This is a genomic window from Clostridium gelidum (genome assembly GCF_019977655.1).
GTDB lineage: Bacteria > Bacillota > Clostridia > Clostridiales > Clostridiaceae > Clostridium > Clostridium gelidum.
Genome location: NZ_AP024849.1, coordinates 1203046 through 1221813 on the forward strand (window position 1 = coordinate 1203046; position 18768 = coordinate 1221813).

General features: G+C 31.0%; 19 protein-coding genes. 13 read left to right on the top strand and 6 right to left on the bottom strand.

What is annotated here, in order from left to right:
- Positions 1 to 76: 76 nt before the first annotated feature.
- From psyc5s11_RS05485 to psyc5s11_RS05495, 4 genes are all read left to right on the top strand, one after another.
- Positions 77 to 466, top strand: coding sequence for a C-glycoside deglycosidase beta subunit domain-containing protein (locus tag psyc5s11_RS05485; RefSeq protein WP_224036629.1), 390 nt, complete (start codon positions 77 to 79; stop codon positions 464 to 466).
- A 12-nt stretch (positions 467 to 478) separates the two neighbouring features.
- Positions 479 to 1531, top strand: a complete 1053-nt coding sequence (locus psyc5s11_RS05490) for a sugar phosphate isomerase/epimerase family protein (protein WP_224036630.1) — start codon at positions 479 to 481, stop codon at positions 1529 to 1531.
- A gap of 192 nt (positions 1532 to 1723) precedes the next feature.
- Complete coding sequence (locus tag psyc5s11_RS27815; protein ID WP_258712430.1) at positions 1724 to 1876, top strand: nitroreductase family protein; 153 nt, start codon at positions 1724 to 1726, stop codon at positions 1874 to 1876.
- A gap of 14 nt (positions 1877 to 1890) precedes the next feature.
- Entirely contained in the window at positions 1891 to 2280 is a 390-nt protein-coding gene (locus psyc5s11_RS05495) for a nitroreductase family protein (protein ID WP_258712457.1), read from the top strand.
- Positions 2281 to 2420: 140 nt separating this feature from the next.
- Here the strand turns inward: psyc5s11_RS05495 and psyc5s11_RS05500 are convergent, their stop codons facing one another.
- The 5 genes from psyc5s11_RS05500 to psyc5s11_RS05520 form a co-directional block, all read right to left on the bottom strand.
- Positions 2421 to 3257, bottom strand: a complete 837-nt coding sequence (locus psyc5s11_RS05500) for a methyl-accepting chemotaxis protein (protein WP_311196409.1) — start codon at positions 3255 to 3257, stop codon at positions 2421 to 2423.
- Positions 3258 to 3524: 267 nt separating this feature from the next.
- A complete protein-coding gene (locus tag psyc5s11_RS05505; RefSeq protein ID WP_224036631.1) occupies positions 3525 to 4973 on the bottom strand; it encodes an FAD-dependent oxidoreductase in 1449 nt (482 codons plus the stop codon).
- A 127-nt stretch (positions 4974 to 5100) separates the two neighbouring features.
- Positions 5101 to 6015, bottom strand: a complete 915-nt coding sequence (locus psyc5s11_RS05510) for a sugar phosphate isomerase/epimerase family protein (protein WP_224036632.1) — start codon at positions 6013 to 6015, stop codon at positions 5101 to 5103.
- Between the two features lie 84 nt (positions 6016 to 6099).
- On the bottom strand, positions 6100 to 7215 hold the full coding sequence (locus psyc5s11_RS05515; protein ID WP_224036633.1) for a Gfo/Idh/MocA family protein: 1116 nt from the start codon (positions 7213 to 7215) through the stop codon (positions 6100 to 6102).
- A gap of 40 nt (positions 7216 to 7255) precedes the next feature.
- The gene (locus psyc5s11_RS05520) at positions 7256 to 8317 is read right to left on the bottom strand and encodes a Gfo/Idh/MocA family protein (RefSeq protein WP_224036634.1); all 1062 of its coding nucleotides are present in this window, start codon (positions 8315 to 8317) and stop codon (positions 7256 to 7258) included.
- Positions 8318 to 8813: 496 nt separating this feature from the next.
- Here psyc5s11_RS05520 and psyc5s11_RS05525 point away from each other — a divergent pair, with 496 nt between their 5' ends.
- From psyc5s11_RS05525 to psyc5s11_RS05565, 9 genes are all read left to right on the top strand, one after another.
- Positions 8814 to 9995, top strand: coding sequence for an MFS transporter (locus psyc5s11_RS05525; RefSeq protein ID WP_224036635.1), 1182 nt, complete (start codon positions 8814 to 8816; stop codon positions 9993 to 9995).
- Positions 9996 to 10149: 154 nt separating this feature from the next.
- Positions 10150 to 11865, top strand: coding sequence for a methyl-accepting chemotaxis protein (locus psyc5s11_RS05530; protein WP_224036636.1), 1716 nt, complete (start codon positions 10150 to 10152; stop codon positions 11863 to 11865).
- A 66-nt stretch (positions 11866 to 11931) separates the two neighbouring features.
- Complete coding sequence (locus psyc5s11_RS05535) at positions 11932 to 12891, top strand: ROK family glucokinase (RefSeq protein ID WP_224036637.1); 960 nt, start codon at positions 11932 to 11934, stop codon at positions 12889 to 12891.
- On the top strand, positions 12881 to 13189 hold the full coding sequence (locus tag psyc5s11_RS05540; RefSeq protein ID WP_224036638.1) for a DUF6506 family protein: 309 nt from the start codon (positions 12881 to 12883) through the stop codon (positions 13187 to 13189). Before psyc5s11_RS05535 ends, psyc5s11_RS05540 begins: the two co-directional genes overlap by 11 nt.
- Before the next feature lie 384 nt (positions 13190 to 13573).
- Positions 13574 to 14251 (top strand): L-serine ammonia-lyase, iron-sulfur-dependent subunit beta, encoded by a 678-nt coding sequence (gene sdaAB, locus psyc5s11_RS05545; protein WP_224036639.1) that lies wholly within the window; start codon positions 13574 to 13576, stop codon positions 14249 to 14251.
- A gap of 52 nt (positions 14252 to 14303) precedes the next feature.
- Positions 14304 to 15182: an L-serine ammonia-lyase, iron-sulfur-dependent, subunit alpha gene (gene sdaAA / locus psyc5s11_RS05550; RefSeq protein WP_224036640.1), complete on the top strand. Its 879-nt coding sequence runs from the start codon at positions 14304 to 14306 to the stop codon at positions 15180 to 15182.
- A gap of 96 nt (positions 15183 to 15278) precedes the next feature.
- Complete coding sequence (locus psyc5s11_RS05555; protein WP_224036641.1) at positions 15279 to 15968, top strand: response regulator transcription factor; 690 nt, start codon at positions 15279 to 15281, stop codon at positions 15966 to 15968.
- Positions 15965 to 17509, top strand: coding sequence for a sensor histidine kinase (locus psyc5s11_RS05560; protein WP_224036642.1), 1545 nt, complete (start codon positions 15965 to 15967; stop codon positions 17507 to 17509). The genes psyc5s11_RS05555 and psyc5s11_RS05560 overlap by 4 nt, the downstream gene beginning before the upstream one ends.
- 104 nt (positions 17510 to 17613) lie before the next feature.
- The gene (locus psyc5s11_RS05565; protein ID WP_224036643.1) at positions 17614 to 17799 is read left to right on the top strand and encodes a hypothetical protein; all 186 of its coding nucleotides are present in this window, start codon (positions 17614 to 17616) and stop codon (positions 17797 to 17799) included.
- Between the two features lie 149 nt (positions 17800 to 17948).
- On the opposite strand, the gene psyc5s11_RS05570 is transcribed toward psyc5s11_RS05565, so the two are convergent.
- Positions 17949 to 18698, bottom strand: a complete 750-nt coding sequence (locus tag psyc5s11_RS05570; protein ID WP_224036644.1) for a MerR family transcriptional regulator — start codon at positions 18696 to 18698, stop codon at positions 17949 to 17951.
- Between the last annotated feature and the right edge of the window lie 70 nt (positions 18699 to 18768).

An 18768-nucleotide genomic window follows, 5' to 3' on the forward strand; every position in this document is an offset into this window, starting at 1 on the left:
CATAATTTTTAAATCTAGAGAAAATTGGTATTGATATAAAAATATAATTATAGAAAAATTGGAGGGAGATAGGAATATGTTTGCAAGACATATGTATAATCCAGAAGGGTTTAAAATCACAGTATTGGATAATGAAGTTATAGGATTTCAATTTGACATGAGAATTCAATATTATCGTGGAATTACACTTTCTATTATAAGAAATATTGAAGTTGAGGTGGATGGTGAAACATATCCACGTGAAGATATTCGTTTTACTGTAAATGGTGAAACATTTACTTTAGAAGAAATGCGTACAGTTATAGATAATCGTTGGCTATTTGGACAATTTGCTACAGTTACTGTAATGAAACAAGGTGGACTTAAAGCTGGGAATCATCATATTAAATGTACTCAAACTATTGCACCATCATATATGCCATTTCTTTTAGTACATCCTGGTGAATATGATTTTGAAATTAGATAGGAGGAAATAACAATGGATTATAAAATTGGAAGAAGTGTATCATTATATAGTTATCAATCAGAATATTATGTTGGTAAGCTAGATTTAGAAGGATGTATCAGAGAAGCATCAAAAGCTGGAGCTACAGGAATTGAACTTTTAGCTGAACAAATGGTGGATTCTTTTCCTATAATTACACCAGAATTTAAAGAGCGATGGTTTGGCTGGATGGAGAAGTATGGTACAGAACCAACTTGCTATGATGCATTTTTAGAAAATCATATTTATGATAATAGAACTCTTACTCTTCGTGAACAAGTTAAAATGATGGAGAGAGATATTAAAATTGCAAAAGAACTTGGATTCAAAACTTTACGTACTCTTGTTGCAACCCCTATGGATGTTATTGAAGGCAGTCTTGAATGTGCAGCTAAAAATGACATTAAAGTATGTATTGAAGTTCATTCACCATTCTCGTTGAATTCTGGATGGGCAGATGGATATATGGAAATGATTCTTCGTACAGGAACAAAGCACTTTGGATTTATGCCTGACTTTGGTATATTCTGCAATAAAATTCCAAGACAGCTTCGAGAACAAGCTATACGTCGAGGAGCTAACTTAGAATGTGTTAAAATTGTAGATGAAGCTTTTGCTAATAGAGTTGCAAAAGGATTTACAAAGATCAAATATGACACAAATCTTGGACACGCACATGGTGAATATATGAAAGCCAATGGAATGCCACAATTAATGGAAGCAATTAATAAGGCTAATGGCAATAAAGTAGATTTAGGATATGCAGGAGCTTCATTTAACTACACATGGTGTGATCCTCAAGATGTTATTGATAACATTAAGTACATTTATCATACACATGCAAAATGTTATGAAATAGATGAAAATTATGAAGAAACATCAATGCCTATTAAAGAAATAGTAGCTTCTTATAAAAAAGCAGGTTACCATGGCTTCTTATCTACTGAATATGAGGGACATGGAATGATCAATGATGCTTTTGAAGTTGACAGTATTGAACAAGTTAGACGTCATCAAGAAGCATTAAGACGTGCTATAGAAGAATAAAAATATATTGAAAAGTTTAATGTGCATGATTTATTGTAAGAAATCATGCACATTTCTGTATTAAATTTAACAAGATCAAAATGATGAAAAATGAATAATGAATGATTAATTATAAAAATATGTGTCAAATTTATTAAGTCTTGAGACACTAGATAAATTTAATTTATATTTAATAGAAGGGTTGGAATAGTAATGAATGATACAATAAAATCAATAATGAAAAGAAGTTCTATTCGCAAATTTAAAAGGGATAAAATAGGTGAAACTGAAATAAACATTTTAATGAAAGCAGCTCTTGCAGCACCTAGCGCTGCTAAACACAACCTTGGCAGTTTAGTTTTGTAGAGGATACAAAATTAATAACAGATTTAGAAAATTATCTTGTTGAACTTGCTATGAATTCAGGTGATGAAATAGCAATTGGAAGATTAAAGTCACGTAATAATAAGGTTATTTTTGATGCACCTCTTTTAATAGTAGTTTCATCTCCGTTAAAAGGACATTTTGATATGTTGGATTGTGGAATTTCAATTGAAAATATTGTAATTGCTGCTGAGAGTATTGGTCTTTCGAGCATTATACTTGGTGGAATGAGAGTGGCTTTTATGGGAGAGAAGAAACCTGTTTATGAAAATTTATTCTGTATTCCAAAAGGGAACCAATTTGTAGCAGCTATTGCAATTGGATATGGAGATATGACTGGAAATCCACACGAATTAAATGAAACAAAGATAACTCGGATTAAGTAAACTTAGAGTATAAGTCATAGAAATAGTTAAATGCAGTTATACCTTAATAAAGGGAATATCTGCATTTTTATATAATAATTATTTATATAAAATAAGTTCTTTCAGTACATGAAAAAAGACCGAATCACTCAGGCTTTTAGTTAATTATTAATAAGCTTTGCAATTTGGGCTAGATTTGACAGATTATCATGTACATCGATTACATTTTTAGATATATTAGTAATTGATGTTACTTGATTGTTGGTGTTGCTCTCAATTGAATTGATTCGGATGTTAATTTCTCCAATGGCCTGTTTCATAGCCGATAGAGATTTTTTAGCCTCTTCAGCAGAATTTTTGCTTGAACTAGACAGTTTCCCAATTTCAGCAGCAACAACTCCGAATCCCTTTCCGATTTCTCCAGCTCGTGCGGCTTCGATTTTCGCATTTAATGCTAGTAGACTAGACTGATTTGCAATATTCTGAATTGATTCTATTATAATATCTATACCATTGATACGTTGCATTAGCATATCAGCATCCTGAACATTAGAATGGGCTTCTTCTGATAATTTAGAAATTTCTTTAATAATATTATCAAAGCTTTTATTAAATTCTGAGAATGTCTGTGAAATATTAAGGGATAGATTCTGCACATTTGTTTGTTGTTCAAGGTCGCGTACAACCAATATGAAACCTGCGATGGAGTTATCATTATTATAATAAGAGGTAATTGTTGAGCATGTAGGGACTATGAATGTGTCATCAGGGTCTCTAAACGCTGAAAAAGTCTTTTTACCTTTAGCTATAGACTCAAAAAAAGGGTTGTTAGTATTAAAGGGATCTCCTGCTTTGCAATTGACGTTCATTGCACCATCGCCTTGCTGAATAGAAATAAACTGATTTAGGTCGGTTACAGCGATGTTTGTATTTATGTTGAAAAGGTCATTAAAATAAGGCATTAATTCAATCAAAGAGTTTATCTGTTCTTTTTTCATAGATTATCACACACATTAAACACAAAATATATAGTGAATAATGTTTCTCCTTCCATATTTAAAATAGTGTCTATTTTGGTAAAGTATGGATTGAATAATTTAATTAATTTATGTGGTTTATAATTTATTACTATAGTCATAAATTATATTAATTTTTCTGAAATTAAGAATGGTCCCATACATAGAGGAGTCACTTATGTATGGGACTTGGTTTATACTAATAATTTTTGTGCATATCTTTTATTTTGTAATTATATCTTAAAGAGATTATAATGCATTAACATAATCAGAAGCATTTTCACCAGCCATACGACCACTGTTTAATGCATATCCCATAGTGTTACCTGGTAATAAGAACATATAACTGTCACCATAAATTGTGCAAGTATCTGTTCCAGCTGCATAAAGTCCTTCAATAACTTCAAAGTCTTGTGTAACAACTTCAGTTTTATGATTGATTTTAATTCCACCTAATGAACCATAAGCGCCAGGGAAGAATTTAGCAGCATAGAATTTTCCTTTTCTTATTTGTCTCATATATTCAGCCTTTTTACCAAAAGCTTCATCTCTAGCTTCGCAAGCATCATTATAATCATCAATTGTATCTAATAGGGTATCACAATCAATTCCAGTTTTCTTTGCTAATTCTTCAATAGTATCAGCAACAAATAAGTAAGGATTTCCCTGAGAAATAGCTGTTTCCATATGTTCATCAAAGCCATCAATAGTTTCTTGATTTAGAACCATACTTACAACATCAACACCTCTTTTAAGGTATTGTCTTTTAATTGATTCATCGATAATCATGAAAGCACAACGATCTTTTTGAATATTTATAGCATTTCCAGCATAAGTACTATTTTCAAAGTGTTCTTCATTAAAGAAACGTTCACCTTGCAAATTAACTAATAGATTTGGTTGGTTAAATGCAGCGTGAATTGAAGTTGTGATATTTTCTCCAGGAAGAGATGATGTCATTTCAATACTAACATCACTTTTACCAGCACCAGCATTCCAAGCCATTTTAATTCCATCACCAACTAATCCTGGGATACGGAAACCAAAATAGTCCTTTCCGCATTCATATCCAGTATATTTCTTTATCATCTCAGCATTATCACCAAAACCACCTGTTGCAATAATAGCAGATTTACAGTTTGCTTTGATTTCTTCGCCATCTTTAGTTTCGCCGATAACTCCAGTTATCTTGCCATCAGTTTTTATTAATTCTTTTCCAGGTGTTTCAAAATAAAATTGAACTCCTAATTCTACAGCTCTTTCAGTCATACGTTTTATCATAGTAGCAGCAGCTCTTGGACCAGGCATACCAGATTCAGGTTTTACAATATGCCAAGTAGGCTCTGAACCAGGGAAATATTTAGAAGCTTTATAGAATTCAACTCCCATATCTTGTAACCAATCGATAGTATCAGCAGATTTATCAAAGTACTTTCTAACTAAAGTTGCATCTACTCTCCAATGTGTATAATTCATAAACATATCAAAAGCTTTATTTTTATCTACAGTTGCTAATTCTTTACGTTGAACGCTAGTTCCAAGACCTAATGGGCCCATACCCATATTGGCTGCACCACCTGTGTTCATTGATTTTTCAAATACTATAACTGACATATCATTTTCAGCAGCTGATATTGCTGCAGCAAGCCCAGCTGGACCAGCAGCAACGACAACTACGTCACATGTAATTTCTTTCATAATAAAATCCTCCTTAGATTTAAGTTTATAATTTCAATAATTTTATAGTGTATTATAGTGTTAAGTTAGTGTGCATTATATGTTTAGTATTCATTTATTTAATAATAAGTATTGTGAGAAAGTGCTTTTAAATTACAAATTGTTTTAAATGCTTTTGACTAAGTAATAAAGAGTTTCTAATTTCTTCGTCTGAGCCTTCAAAAGCTTTATCCTCAATCTCTATACATGTATTACCTTTATATCCAATATCAGTTAAAGCGGAAATATATTTACCCCAGTTTACATCACCAAGACCTGGTAATTTTGGAGACATGAATTTTAATGGAGTAGCCATAATCCCAACATCGTCTAATTTATCTTTATAAACTTTAATATCTTTATAATGTACATGAAATATTTTATCTTTGAATTCGTATAGTGGCTTAATATAATCAATTTGCTGCCAAACAAAATGTGATGGATCATAGTTTAGTCCTAAATAATCGCTTTGTATTGCAGTAAACATTTGTCTCCAAATAGCAGGAGTTGTTGCAAGATTTTGTCCGCCTGGCCATTGATCATTTGTAAATAACATTGGACAATTTTCTATAGCAACTTTAACTTTGTTTTCTTCGGCTAATTTTATTATTGGAGTCCAAACATCTTTGAATATTTCAAGATTTTCTTCTACAGTCTTATTTTGATCTCTACCTATAAAAGTAGTTACTACACCTATATTTAATTTGTTAGATGCAACGATTAATTTTTTTATATGGTTAATATGAGCTTCTCTTTTTTCAAGATCAGGATCTAAAGCATTTGGATAGTAAGCAAGAGAAGATAAAGTTACATTTTTCTTAGAACAATAATCTTTAATATAAGCAATTTTATTGTCATCAAGTTCATCTACATTAATATGTGTAACACCAGCATATCTACGTTCTGCTTTACCTTTTGGCCAACAAGCTACTTCTACACATTCAAAACCGTTTTCACTTGCAAAATCAATCATTTCTTCAAATGTATAAGTATCTAAAATAGCACTTACAAAACCTAATTTCATATTATAATTCCTCCAATTTAAAAAAATTTGATATTATAAGCCAAAAGAGACTAACTCTTATGGCTTATGTTAATTAATTATTTATTAAAGGTATATTTCTTTACCAGTTTCAGCTGATTTATAGATCGCTTCTAGAATTTGTGTTACTACGAAAGCTTGTTCAGGTCTAACTAGTGGATCTGTATCATTTATAATTGCATCCATCCATTGTGACTGCTCGCGTACACCTTCTGCTGATGCTCCTCCTTGGAAGAAGTCAACAATACCAGCAGGTGAGATAACTTTTTCCATTAATTGATTATGTTCTACATTGTTGTATATAAGTTCATCTTTTGGATAACTTCCACCATGATGAATTTCAGCTCCACCTTTTGTTCCACAAAGTGTTGTAGATGCTTCCATAGATTTTAGTATATTTAATGCCCAAGATGATTCTAGGTAAACAACAGCTCCATTTTCCATTTTAATCATACCAAATGCTGAATCTTCTACTTCAAATGTTTCAGGATCCCATGGACCAAATACATTTCCATCAGGACCATCAGCTTGACGTCCTAGTTTATAAAATACTTGCCCAGTTACAGAAACTGGTTTATAATTATCCATCATCCAAAGTGTTATATCTAATGCATGAGTACCAATATCTATTAATGGACCACCACCTTGTAGTGCTTTGTTAGGGAATACACCCCAAGTAGGAACTGCTCTTCTTCTCAAAGCATGTGCTTTAGCAAAATAAACTTCTCCAAGTTCTCCATTTTTACATGAAGCATTTAATGTTGTTGTATCATCACGGAATCTGTTTTGGTAACCAATTGTGAATTTCATTCCTGATTTTTTCCAAGTATCAATCATTTTTTGTGCATCTTCAGTGTTATGAGCCATTGGCTTTTCACACATTACATGCTTTCCTGCTTCAAAGGCTGCAACTGTAATTGGACAGTGTGCAACGTTTGGAGTGCATACATGTACTACATCAAATTCTATACTTGTATCAGCTAACATTTCTTTATAATCTGCATAGACTTTAGCATCTGGTGTTCCATAGTCTGCAGCAGCTTTCTCTGCACGTTCAGGTATAATATCACAGAAGGCAACTATTTCTGCCTTTTCTGAATTAGCTTTTATGGATGGCATGTGTTTTTGATTTGCAATTCCTCCACAACCTACAATAGCAATTTGAACTTTTCCGTTTTTCATAATTCAATTCTCCTTTATATTTAAAATTTATTTAAATTTTTTATTCAAAATCAACAGATTTTCCAGAGGCTGCTGATTCTCTTACAGCTTCCATTACAGCAAGAACTCTTCTTACTTCAGGTATCTTAACAATTAATTCTTCTTTTCCTTGTAATGCATTTAGATAATTTTCAAAGAACATAATATGAGCAACATTCACTTGAGGAAGATCTTCAGTAACTAGCACTCCTTCTTGTGGTGGTCCAAATGAACGTGTTGGACCAGAAGCAGTCATAGTAGTTTTGCCTGAAACATTTTCAAGAAGTCTTGTTGTCCTTGCAATTTTTCCTTCTGGGTCAAAACCATCACTATACATGGTTCCTGTATCTCCACCTATAAACCAATGTCTTTCAAACCATTTTGGCTTGTCAGCTAAGAAGTATGTTCCAAGTTCAATTTCACCTGTTACTCCATTTTCAAACTTAAATAAAATCTTGAAGTAATCGTCTACTTCTTCATTAATAACATTCCTTAAATCAGCATATATAGTCGTTATCTTACTATCAACCATATAAAGCATTTGATCTATTAAATGAACACCCCAGTCGTATAACATTCCGCCACCATATTTTTTAAATACATGCCAATCATGCATATTTCCATTTATTCCATATAACTTTGATTGGATAGTATATACATTGCCTAATGTCTCTTTATCATATACTTCCTTTGCTGTTCTAAAGTCAACGTCGAATCTACGTTGTTGATGTACCGTAAATAATACTCCGGCATCTTTAACAGCGGCTATCATTTCATCGTATTCCGTTACATTCATAGCAGCAGGTTTTTCACAAATTATGTTTTTCCCTGCTTTTGCAGCCTTAATTACAACTTCCTTGTGAACATGATTACTTAGTGAAATTAGTACAGTATTAATATCATCAATCTTTAACAGTTCATCAAAACTAGTAGTTTTGATAACATTTTCAGTAATAGCATCGTTCATTTTTTCTTCATTTATATCACATATTGCTACTACATTTGCAGATTCTAACGAATCTAATGTTTTTTCATGTATATGGCCCATAAATCCAAAACCGATTATTCCAAAATTAACTTTCATTTTTTTATCCTCCTTGTATAATTTAATAAAATAACATATTGTATCTCTTGAAAACATTATAACATTATTTTCATGAAAATTACAAGAGTAAAAACGAAATTTGAATTTTATTTTCAGAAAAAAAGAGAAATATTAAAATATGTGTAAAACTAATACATGCATTATTAATGTAAGAAATTTCTTGAGAAAATGTGTAATTGCTTGGTATATATAAGTTGCAAAAATAACGTTAAATTATATAAAGACAAACATTAATTATGAATTGTAACGCTTTAATGCAACTTATATATATCTAATATTATAATAATAAATCATGAAAAAAACTAAATTTTCAGAAAAAACTTCAAATGTATTCATGAATATGATATGATGTAATTATTACAGAGAACTTCTAAAAGTTCTCGTATTAAAACTCTGAATGAAAACAATAACATAACTTATGATGAGACTTAATAATGTAATGGATATTAAAAAATAAAAACGGGGAAGTGATAATTTGAGAGAAATAAACAATATACGTATTAAAATATGTGTATTTTCAATTGCTTTTACTTTAGGGTTAAATCTTAGTGGAGTAGCACCGATATTAGGGGTGTTAGATAATGTATTTAAAGAGAAGGGAGCTAATACGGTTCAAGCGCTTCAGACATTACCTTACTTTTTATTGATGATAGCATCTATAGTTGTTGGATGGCTAGTAACAAGAATTTCAAAAAAGAGATTAGTGCTAGGAGGATTAATTTTTATTGCTTTTATAGGGACAAGTCCATTTATAGTTGATAATTTTACGTTTATGATGATATCAAGATTTCTTATAGGGTTTGGATTTGGAATAATAGCACCTCTCAATACAGCAATAATTAGTGAATTTTTTCAAGGTAAAGATCGCGCAGCGCTTATGGGAGTGCATGTTACGGGGATGGGAATAGGAGCTATGTGCATAAATATTGTTGGAGGAATGCTGGGAAGCATAGGATATCAGAAGTTTTTTTTACTTCATTTGATTGCCATGATATCATTTTTAATTGTAATAACTCAATTGCCAGAGACAGGAGTACAAGTTTCTAAGGATACAAAACATAGTAAAGTAAAGTTAAATCGAATGGTGTTTGATCTGTCGATTACTAGCTTTTTTCATACATTATTTATAACAGCTTATATGACTAATATAGGAATACATATCTCACAAAATTTAAATGGAAGTTCGGCTCTTACGGGTGTTGTAACTGCGTTTACAGATGTATTTGCACTTATTGTTGGTCTTACTTTTTCGAAAATATCTTCATTATTTAAAGAAAAAACATTGCCTTTTTCAATTATTATAGCTGGTGTAGGATATTTGTCTCTTGTAGTTTTTTCTAATAATATGATTGGGATTTTCTTTGCTAGTGCATGTTTGGGAATATCATTAAGCTGTTTTATGGCGCAAGCTTCATATATGATTTCTATGTCAGTATCACAAATTGCAGTCACTCTTGCAAGTGGTGTTTTTGGATTAATTGGAGGTATTGGCGGCTTGTTATCGCCTATTATACTAAACTGCATTGCAAAAAGTATATTTGGGAATGTATCAACTGGAAATATATTTATAATATGCACTATTGGAATGCTTGTATTGGCGATGTTTAGTTATATTTTAGTAATATGCAGAACGAAAAATGCAGTGAATAAATTATGAAGAACAATTAACTTTAGACAAAATTATTGGATTTTTTTACTTTACTTTAAGAGATACAATATTGAATATAATATGTGAAGAAGGAGAAATGAAAAAATTGTCGAATTATATAAATAATGATTTTAAAAAATATAATAATAAGGAGTGGCAATTAATGAAATGGTTTAGCAATTTGAAAATTATTCATAAACTAGTATCAGCATTTATTCTTGTTGGGTTATTTATAGGTATTGTGGGGAGTATTGGAATATACAGCATGAGAAATATGAACAAAAATCTTGAAAATATTTATGAGAATGATTTAGCAAAGATTAAATATATTAATGAACTTAGATTAAATTCAATTTCAGGAGAAAGGGACATGTTACTAGTTGCTAATCCTGGATTTAGATTGGGATTAGATTCATTTAAGAAAACGTTGGAAACTACAAAAGCTAGTGAGGATAAGAGTATTGCAAATTACAAAACAATATTGACAACTGATTCAGATAGGAATGAATTGGCTGAATTTGAAAAATTATTGGCTAGTTCTCGTGTAATAAGTGATAAAATAATTAATTTAGCTGAGGCTGGAAATTATGCTGATACAGGTGGACTTATGTCTGAGTATGGTCAGGGTATTTTAGCTAATAAACTTGCATTTCTAGATAAGCAGGTAGAATTAGTTTCAGAAAATGCGCGAGTTGATTATGATAATAGCCAATTAGTATATAGAAGTACAGTTGTTAAAACTATAGTAGTAACAGTTTTTGGGTTATTTATTGCTGTAATATTAGGTATAATAATTTCTACTACAATTTCAAGTCAAATAAAGAAGATTATAATAGTTGCTAAAGCTCTTGGAGAAAATGACTTATCAAAAACAGCTGATATAGATAACAATAGTGAAACTGGAATCTTAGCAAAAGCTTTAAATAAATCTATATTAAACTTAAAGGTGTTAATTGAAGAAATATCTACTGGGGCAGCGAATATAAGCACTGTAAGCGAAGAAATATGCGCAACAACAGAAGAAATATCTGCCAAAATGGATGTTGTTAATGAATCAGTGAGGCAGGTATCATTAGGTGCAGAACAATTAAGTGCAACAACACAAGAAATAAATGCTACAACAGAAAGTATCTCAGCTAATGTAGCTGATGTTGCAGAGAAAGCAAATGAAGGAAATAAAAGTGCGAACAACATAGAAATAAAAGCAAATCAATTTAGGAAAACTGCTGAAAATAGTACTAGTACATCAAATCAAGTATATTTAGAAAAACAAGAAAGCATAGTAAAAGCAATTGAAGAAGGCAAGGTGGTTAATCAAGTTAAAATAATGGCTGATGAAATAGGAAACATAGCAAGTCAGACAAACCTTCTTGCACTTAATGCAGCTATAGAAGCAGCAAGAGCAGGAGAACAAGGTAAAGGATTTGCAGTAGTTGCTGATGAAGTTAGAAAATTAGCTGAACAATCCTCCGCTACAGTTAAAAACATTCAAGACGTGACTCAGAAAGTACAACAAGCATTTGATAATATTTCTAGAACTGCGAACGATGTATTAAACTTTATTGATAGTAAGGTTAAAGTTGATTATGAATTGTTTGTAGATACAGGTAAACAGTATGGTAATGATGCTCTAGAATTTAGTGATTTATCTTCAGATATTGTAGATTCAATGAATACAGTAAATGAAACAATATCAGAAATTAAAAATGCAATTGAAACTGTATCAGCTACAGCAGAGGAATCAGCTGCTAGTTCAGAGGAAATATTAGTAAGTGTTAATGAATCTACTATGGCAATTCAAGAAATAACTAAAACTTCTCAAGATCAAGCTGTATTAGCAGAAAGATTAAATAGTATGGTTCAAAAATTTAAGTTATAGGAATTATACAAATAATTTAAAAGTGAAAATCATTAATAATAGAACGAATTGCAGGGAGAACAGATAATGCGAAAATATGGATTTGGAATAGATATTGGTGGAACTACAATAAAAATGGGATTGTTTAAGGGAGATGGAATACTATTAGAAAAGTGGGAAGTAGATACGAGAAAAGAGGAAAATGGAAAATATATTTTAGATGATATTGCAAAAGAAATAAAAGATAAGTTGAAAGAAAAAAGTATACATAAAAATGATGTGGTAGGTGTTGGAATTGGAGTTCCAGGGCCAGTGAGTAGTGATGGAACTGTTTTAAAATGTGTTAACTTAGGCTGGGGAGTATTTAATGTAGAAGAAACCTTGAGTGAAATGATTGATCTTCCAGTAAAAGCCGGTAATGACGCCAATGTTGCGGCACTCGGTGAAATGTGGCAAGGCGGAGGACAAGGCTATAAAAATGTAGTAATGGTAACCCTTGGAACAGGAGTTGGTGGTGGAATTATAATTGATGGAAATATAATTTCAGGAACCAATGGTGCTGGAGGAGAAATAGGTCATATAAAAGTTGCTAAAAATGAAACAGAAACTTGTGGATGCGGAAAAACAGGATGTCTAGAGCAATATGCATCAGCAACAGGAGTAGTAAAAGAATCAAAAAAACTTTTAAGTAATGACGATAGTCATTCAGTTCTAAGAAACTTGGATGTAATTACAGCAAAAGATATATTTGATGCAGCTAAAAAAGGAGATAAATTAGCTAATAAACTGGTTGAAGATTTGGGAGAAAAGTTAGGAAGTACACTTGCCAGCATTTCATGTATATGCGATCCAGAAGTTTTTGTTATAGGTGGAGGCGTATCAAAGGCAGGAATGATTCTTATAAATGTAATTAGAGAACACTTTATTGAAAAAGCTTTTCATGCATGTGAAGGAACAAGATTTGAACTTGCTAAGCTGGGAAATGATGCTGGAATTTATGGCGGAGTAAAATTGGTATTAGAAAGGGGACTAAAAAATGAAAGTTAATGCAGCATTTATTTTTGTAGCACCTGAGGTTGATTGTAAAATTCACAGAACTGTTGTGGATACTCCTGTTGTATATTTAACCGTAGTAGGTGTAAAAAATTACAGTGAAGCGGTTGAAATTGCAAAAGAATTAGTTGAGCAAGGCGTTAACGCTATAGAGCTTTGTGCAGGATTTGGAAATGAAGGGATTGCACTTGTTACTAAAGCAGTACAAGGAAAAGCATCTGTTGGTGCTGTTAAATTTGATCATCATCCTGGATTCGATTTTAACAGCGGTGATGAGTTATTTAACAATTAGGCTATGTTTTAATATAAGGTTGAAGTATAGCCTATAATGCTTAATATAAGAAAACAGTGAACTAACATAACTTCCTCTTATACTTATATCCTATCGTTAAATGAGCAATTAGCAATCAATCTTAAAGTAGTGTTATAAATACTGGATGAGTATATATTTACATCATATAATAAAACCATAAATTGAATAAAAATGATGAGAGAACTTAGAGTCAAGCATAAAAACTAAGGTGATTACACCCTGTTTTTTGCTTGGCTTTTTTGATGCCCCTAAAATATAAAATTATAGACATATTAAAATTAACTATATTGTGGTTTAATTAATATAATAAATAAACAAACTAAGAGTGTATTTTTGATAAAGGTTATAAGAAAGAGGAGTAATATGAAAGGTATAGGAGTTTTCGATATTTTAGGACCTATTATGATAGGTCCATCAAGTTCACATACAGCAGGTGCAGCAAGGCTTGGAAAAATTGCAAGGAGTATAGCAGGTAGTGAGATAGTTGAGGTAACTTTTTTATTGCATGGTTCTTTTGCAAAAACATATAAAGGACATGGAACAGATAGAGCATTGGTTGCTGGAATACTCGGAATGGAACCAAGTGATGAAAGGCTTAGAAATTCTATTGATATAGCAAAAGATGCGGGAATTAAATTTTTATTTAAGGAAGCTGATTTAGGAGATGTTCATCCGAATACAGTAAAATTTATTATGAGAACAAGTGATGAAAAGTATTGTGAAGTTATGGGTTCATCTATTGGTGGAGGAAGTATTCAAATTATTGAAGTTAATGATAATGAAGTTGATTTTACTGGAATGTATGAAACTTTAATAGTCGATCATAAAGATGCACCAGGTGTTATTAATGGTGTAACAAGTATTCTTTATAGTGAGAATATAAATGTAGCATTTATGAGAGTTTTTAGAAATCATAAAGGTCAAGATGCTACCATGATTTTTGAAATGGATAACAAGGTTAATAACCATATAATAGAAAAGATTAAAAATATAGAATTAGTACATAATGTAATATCAATAAGCCCAGCTGTCATCAGTTAACAGTTGGAATTTAATTTGAAAGATAATAGTTAAGGAAGGTGGATATTTAGTTATGATAGCTAAAACTGGAGTAGAATTATTAGAATTGTGTGAGAAATATAGTATTTCATTAAGTGAATATGCTATAAGATGTGAAATTGAAGAAAAGGGATTAACAAGAGATGAAGTTGTAGAAAAAATGAGAGCAAATTTAAAGGTTATGATTTCAGCAGCTAATGAAGGAATGGAAAAGGAAGTTTATTCAGTTAGTGGATTAATTGGTGGAGATGGCTTTAAGTTATATAATTATGCTAAGGAAGGCAAGACACTGACAGGCACTGTAACAAATATGGCAATGGCTATGGCACTTTCTTCTTCGGAAGTTAATGCTTCAATGGGGAAAATAGTAGCATGTCCAACAGCTGGTTCTTGTGGAATATTGCCAGCTGTGATTTTAGCAGCAGGGAAAAAGCTTGAGTTAGATGAAGAGGGACTTTTAAGAGGATTATTTGCAGCAGCAGCTGTTGGAATTATTATTGGATTGAATGCTACTTTGTCAGGGGCAGAAGGTGGATGTCAAGCAGAATGTGGCTCAGCTTCTGCAATGGGAGCAGCGGCAGTTGTTGAAATGTTTGGGGGAACACCTCAAATGAGTTTAGATGCAGCAGCTATAATACTTAAAAATGTTTTGGGACTTGTGTGTGATCCAGTTGCAGGGCTTGTTGAAATACCTTGTGCTAAGAGAAATGCTCAAGGAGCTATAACTGCTCTTTGTGCAGTTGATATGGTGATGGCAGGAGTAGCATCTAAGATTCCGTTTGATGATACAGTTAGTGCAATGTATAAGGTAGGGAAATGTTTGCCTCCATCACTTAGGGAAACAGCTTTAGGTGGAGTAGCAGTAACAAAAGAAGGTTTAAGACTTAAAGAACAGGTCTTTGGAAAAGAATAATACAATTTTTGAATACTAATAGGCTGATAAGTAATAAATTAGGAGTGAGAAAACAGAAAATACAAGGACTAACTTGATAATCAAAGGGGGAATTCTATGAATTTATTAGCAAGAGAACAAATAAATATACTTATAGTAGATGATGAAAAAAGCATAGTTGATTTTATTAAGATGGGGTTAGAAGCTGAAGGATATGCTGTGTATTCAGCTTTTGATGGAAATGAAGCAATTGAATTAGCTCAAAAAATAAATCCTCATATAATTATATTAGATATTATGTTACCAGGAATGGATGGGTATGAAGTATGTTCAAGGATTAAAAAAGCTATAAAAACATCAATAATTATGCTTACAGCAAGAGATGATGTTGATGATAAAGTAAAAGGCTTAGATACTGGTGCAGATGATTATATGGCAAAGCCTTTTAGTTTTAAGGAACTTTTAGCACGAATTAATGCTAGGATAAGGAATAGTTTTCCGGAATTAGATGATGTCATGAGTATTGGTGATTTTACTATAGATGACGGAGCACATGAGTTCACTTACTGTGGAAAAATATTAGAATTACCTCCTACTCAATACAATTTATTAAGATTTTTACTTATAAATAATGGAATAGCACTTAGCAAGTCATTGATACTTGAAAAAGTATGGGGATATGATTTTAATGGAGAAGAAAATATTGTTGAAGTATACATAAGATACTTAAGAGATAAAATAGATGATAAGGAACATAATATTATTAAAACTGTTCGCGGTGTTGGTTATAAAATGGTGCTACAATGAAAAAATTAATAGGCAAGCTTAAAATAAAGAGTTTAAAATGGCAGCTGTTATTCCGTTTCCTTATTATATTAACGGTTTTACTAGTTGCAATGGGAATTTTTCAGTATATAAGTATGAAGGACTATTTGTATAAAACAAAAGTACAAGTGTTGCAAGAAAGGTTCCACAACATAGATTTTGCAAGTTTGTCAAAAGAAAATATGACAGATGTAACTGAAAGTGATTCTAAAGAAATTTTGAAGAACTTATGGGATAAAAGTATGAGTGTAGCCCTAATAGATAAAAATGGAGAGTTGTTAGGTAAAAGAAGTAATGCAGATACGCCTAGAGATGATAATGATGGGGATGATGATTCTAAGGAGGTAACTGAAAGAAAAATAGAAGCAATACCTGTCCCAATACTTTCTAAAGAAGAATACATAAACCTTTTTAATGAACAAGGTAACTTGGAACATGTATTTGAAATTGTAAAAGATAAAAATAATAATTCTCAATTAGTTGTGTGTAGAAAAATAGGTGACTTAGATTCACCAGTTGGGTTAATACAGTTAAGTACATCAATAGACGATATTGACGCTATATTAAATCGTGAAGTATATATGCATACAAGTATTTCAATTCTAATATTGATAATAGGGACAATACTTGGATTGGGACTTTTTAAACGCACATTAAAGCCTTTATATAATATAACAGATACTGTTGAAGGAATAAATGTAACAGATTTAGATAAAAGATTGCCAGAAGAAAATGGTCAATTGGAAATTGATAGATTAGCAAAATCTTTTAATATTATGTTTGAAAGAATAGAATCCTCATTTCAAAAAGAACAATATATTAAGGAGAAAATGAGAAGATTTGTATCTGATGCATCTCATGAACTTCGGACTCCCCTCACATCGATTCATGGTTTTGTAGAAGTTCTACTAAGAGGAGCAGCAAAAAATGAACAACAATTGGATTTGGCATTAAATAGTATATTGACAGAAAGTGAAAGACTAACAAAATTAGTAAATGATCTTTTGGCATTAACTAGGTTGGAGCAAAATCCAGTTGTAGAAATAAATAAAGAAAACATAAATAATATAATCCAAGAAGTATTTCCACAACTTCAAATTCTTTCTAAAGATATGCTATTACAGCTTGAACTAAAGGATGATGTAATAGTATATATAAATAAAGATCAGATTAAACAAGTTATATTTAATATAACTCAAAATGCAGTTCTTCATACGGATAAAAAGAATGGGATAATAGTAATATCTACAGCTATAGAAAAATTTAAAGATGAAACTTTTGGGGTTCTAAGAATATCAGATAATGGGACAGGTATAACTGAAAAGCATCTTAGTAAAATTTATGATAGATTTTTTAGAAGTGATGTTCATAGATCTAGAGAACAAGGAGGATATGGTCTGGGACTTTCCATAGTGAAATCTATAATTGATAGTAATCATGGGGAAATTCGTGTTGAAAGTGAAGTTGGGGTTGGGACAATATTTTCTGTTTATCTAAAGATGGAAAATAATTCGAGCTATTAAGCTGGAATACACTAATGAATAGAGGATAAATATGTTTGCTTTTACAAGGCATGTAGAGACAGTGGTTCTTATATATCGTAAATAGGCACATTATACTTAGAAATATGGAACACCTGCTTATACAAAATTTAGTTACTAACTATCATTATGATTATGAGGAAGCTAAAAAAGTTGTTTTAGAGTCAACATTTAATCAACTACTTGAAGAAGATACAAACTATGTTTTGCATTATACTGTTGATTATTGGGCAAAAGAAGTAAATAATGAAAATACACTTATGTGTGTATAAATTAAAAATATTTGATTTTAATGAAGCATCTTCTAATTAATGAAGTTGCTTTTATTTTTAAAATTTAGAGTGTTTTTTTATGTCAGTACAAGCAATGAAGAACAATTAGAAAGCTATGAAAATCAAGTAAGCTATTACATCAATTACATTCAAAACAATTCTATCCACGCCTCATAGTAATCATATTGTTTATCATCACAAGCAGTAATTAGATATTTCCCAATGATAATACCTGTTTTATATCCTAAATTTTCAGCATTAGATATTAATTCACTATAATTGTTATTAAGCATATTATAAAATTCAACTTTTAATAAGCCTACTAAATATAATTTTTCACAGCTATCTTTTTCTCTAAAAATATCATTATCAGTTTCAGATGTAAAATAACCATAATCAATAAGTGATTTTTCTGAATCAATAACTATTAAACCTTCATTAGGTTTGGAAAGATATAATTGTATAAACTCTTTATTTAGATAATTCTTAGGATAATCAAATACTTTAATTGCTGAAAAAATGCAATTGTCTATATAACAAGGATTGGATTGCAGATATTTTAATTTTTCAATAATTTTTTCTTTAGATTCAATTCTTTCAATAGTATTTTTCAGCTTATGGAATTCATCAATGAGCTTTTCTTTATTTTTATTGAGAGTAGTCCCTAGCTCATCAATATTCATAAAAGGTATTAGTTTAATTTCTTTAAGCGGAATAGAAAGATCACGATAAAATGCAATATTCCAAATATCCAATATTGTCTGAAAAGAGGGGAGTCGATAATTATTTTTTTCATCCCTTGAAAATTTAATAAGGCATTCATTCTCCCAATAGCGCAATGTAGAAGATGGAACTTCAAATATATCTGAAATTTCCTTAATATAATTTCTTTTTTTCATATGAACCTCCTATTATAAACAGATATTTTTGATTAAAGGTATATTGACCTTAAAGTTACTTTAAGGTTTA

Bases quoted from the DNA above. Each gene is read 5' to 3' on its own strand.
- psyc5s11_RS05570 (WP_224036644.1), bottom strand. From the start codon at position 18,698: ATGAAAAAAAGAAATTATATTAAGGAAATTTCAGATATATTTGAAGTT.
- psyc5s11_RS05535 (WP_224036637.1), top strand. From the start codon at position 11,932: ATGCGAAAATATGGATTTGGAATAGATATTGGTGGAACTACAATAAAA.
- psyc5s11_RS05565 (WP_224036643.1), top strand. From the start codon at position 17,614: ATGGAACACCTGCTTATACAAAATTTAGTTACTAACTATCATTATGAT.
- psyc5s11_RS05505 (WP_224036631.1), bottom strand. From the start codon at position 4,973: ATGAAAGAAATTACATGTGACGTAGTTGTCGTTGCTGCTGGTCCAGCT.
- psyc5s11_RS05515 (WP_224036633.1), bottom strand. From the start codon at position 7,215: ATGAAAAACGGAAAAGTTCAAATTGCTATTGTAGGTTGTGGAGGAATT.
- psyc5s11_RS05490 (WP_224036630.1), top strand. From the start codon at position 479: ATGGATTATAAAATTGGAAGAAGTGTATCATTATATAGTTATCAATCA.
- sdaAB (WP_224036639.1), top strand. From the start codon at position 13,574: ATGAAAGGTATAGGAGTTTTCGATATTTTAGGACCTATTATGATAGGT.
- psyc5s11_RS05520 (WP_224036634.1), bottom strand. From the start codon at position 8,317: ATGAAAGTTAATTTTGGAATAATCGGTTTTGGATTTATGGGCCATATA.
- psyc5s11_RS05500 (WP_311196409.1), bottom strand. From the start codon at position 3,257: ATGAAAAAAGAACAGATAAACTCTTTGATTGAATTAATGCCTTATTTT.
- psyc5s11_RS05485 (WP_224036629.1), top strand. From the start codon at position 77: ATGTTTGCAAGACATATGTATAATCCAGAAGGGTTTAAAATCACAGTA.
- psyc5s11_RS05560 (WP_224036642.1), top strand. From the start codon at position 15,965: ATGAAAAAATTAATAGGCAAGCTTAAAATAAAGAGTTTAAAATGGCAG.
- psyc5s11_RS05530 (WP_224036636.1), top strand. From the start codon at position 10,150: ATGAAATGGTTTAGCAATTTGAAAATTATTCATAAACTAGTATCAGCA.
- sdaAA (WP_224036640.1), top strand. From the start codon at position 14,304: ATGATAGCTAAAACTGGAGTAGAATTATTAGAATTGTGTGAGAAATAT.
- psyc5s11_RS27815 (WP_258712430.1), top strand. From the start codon at position 1,724: ATGAATGATACAATAAAATCAATAATGAAAAGAAGTTCTATTCGCAAA.
- psyc5s11_RS05510 (WP_224036632.1), bottom strand. From the start codon at position 6,015: ATGAAATTAGGTTTTGTAAGTGCTATTTTAGATACTTATACATTTGAA.
- psyc5s11_RS05555 (WP_224036641.1), top strand. From the start codon at position 15,279: ATGAATTTATTAGCAAGAGAACAAATAAATATACTTATAGTAGATGAT.
- psyc5s11_RS05540 (WP_224036638.1), top strand. From the start codon at position 12,881: ATGAAAGTTAATGCAGCATTTATTTTTGTAGCACCTGAGGTTGATTGT.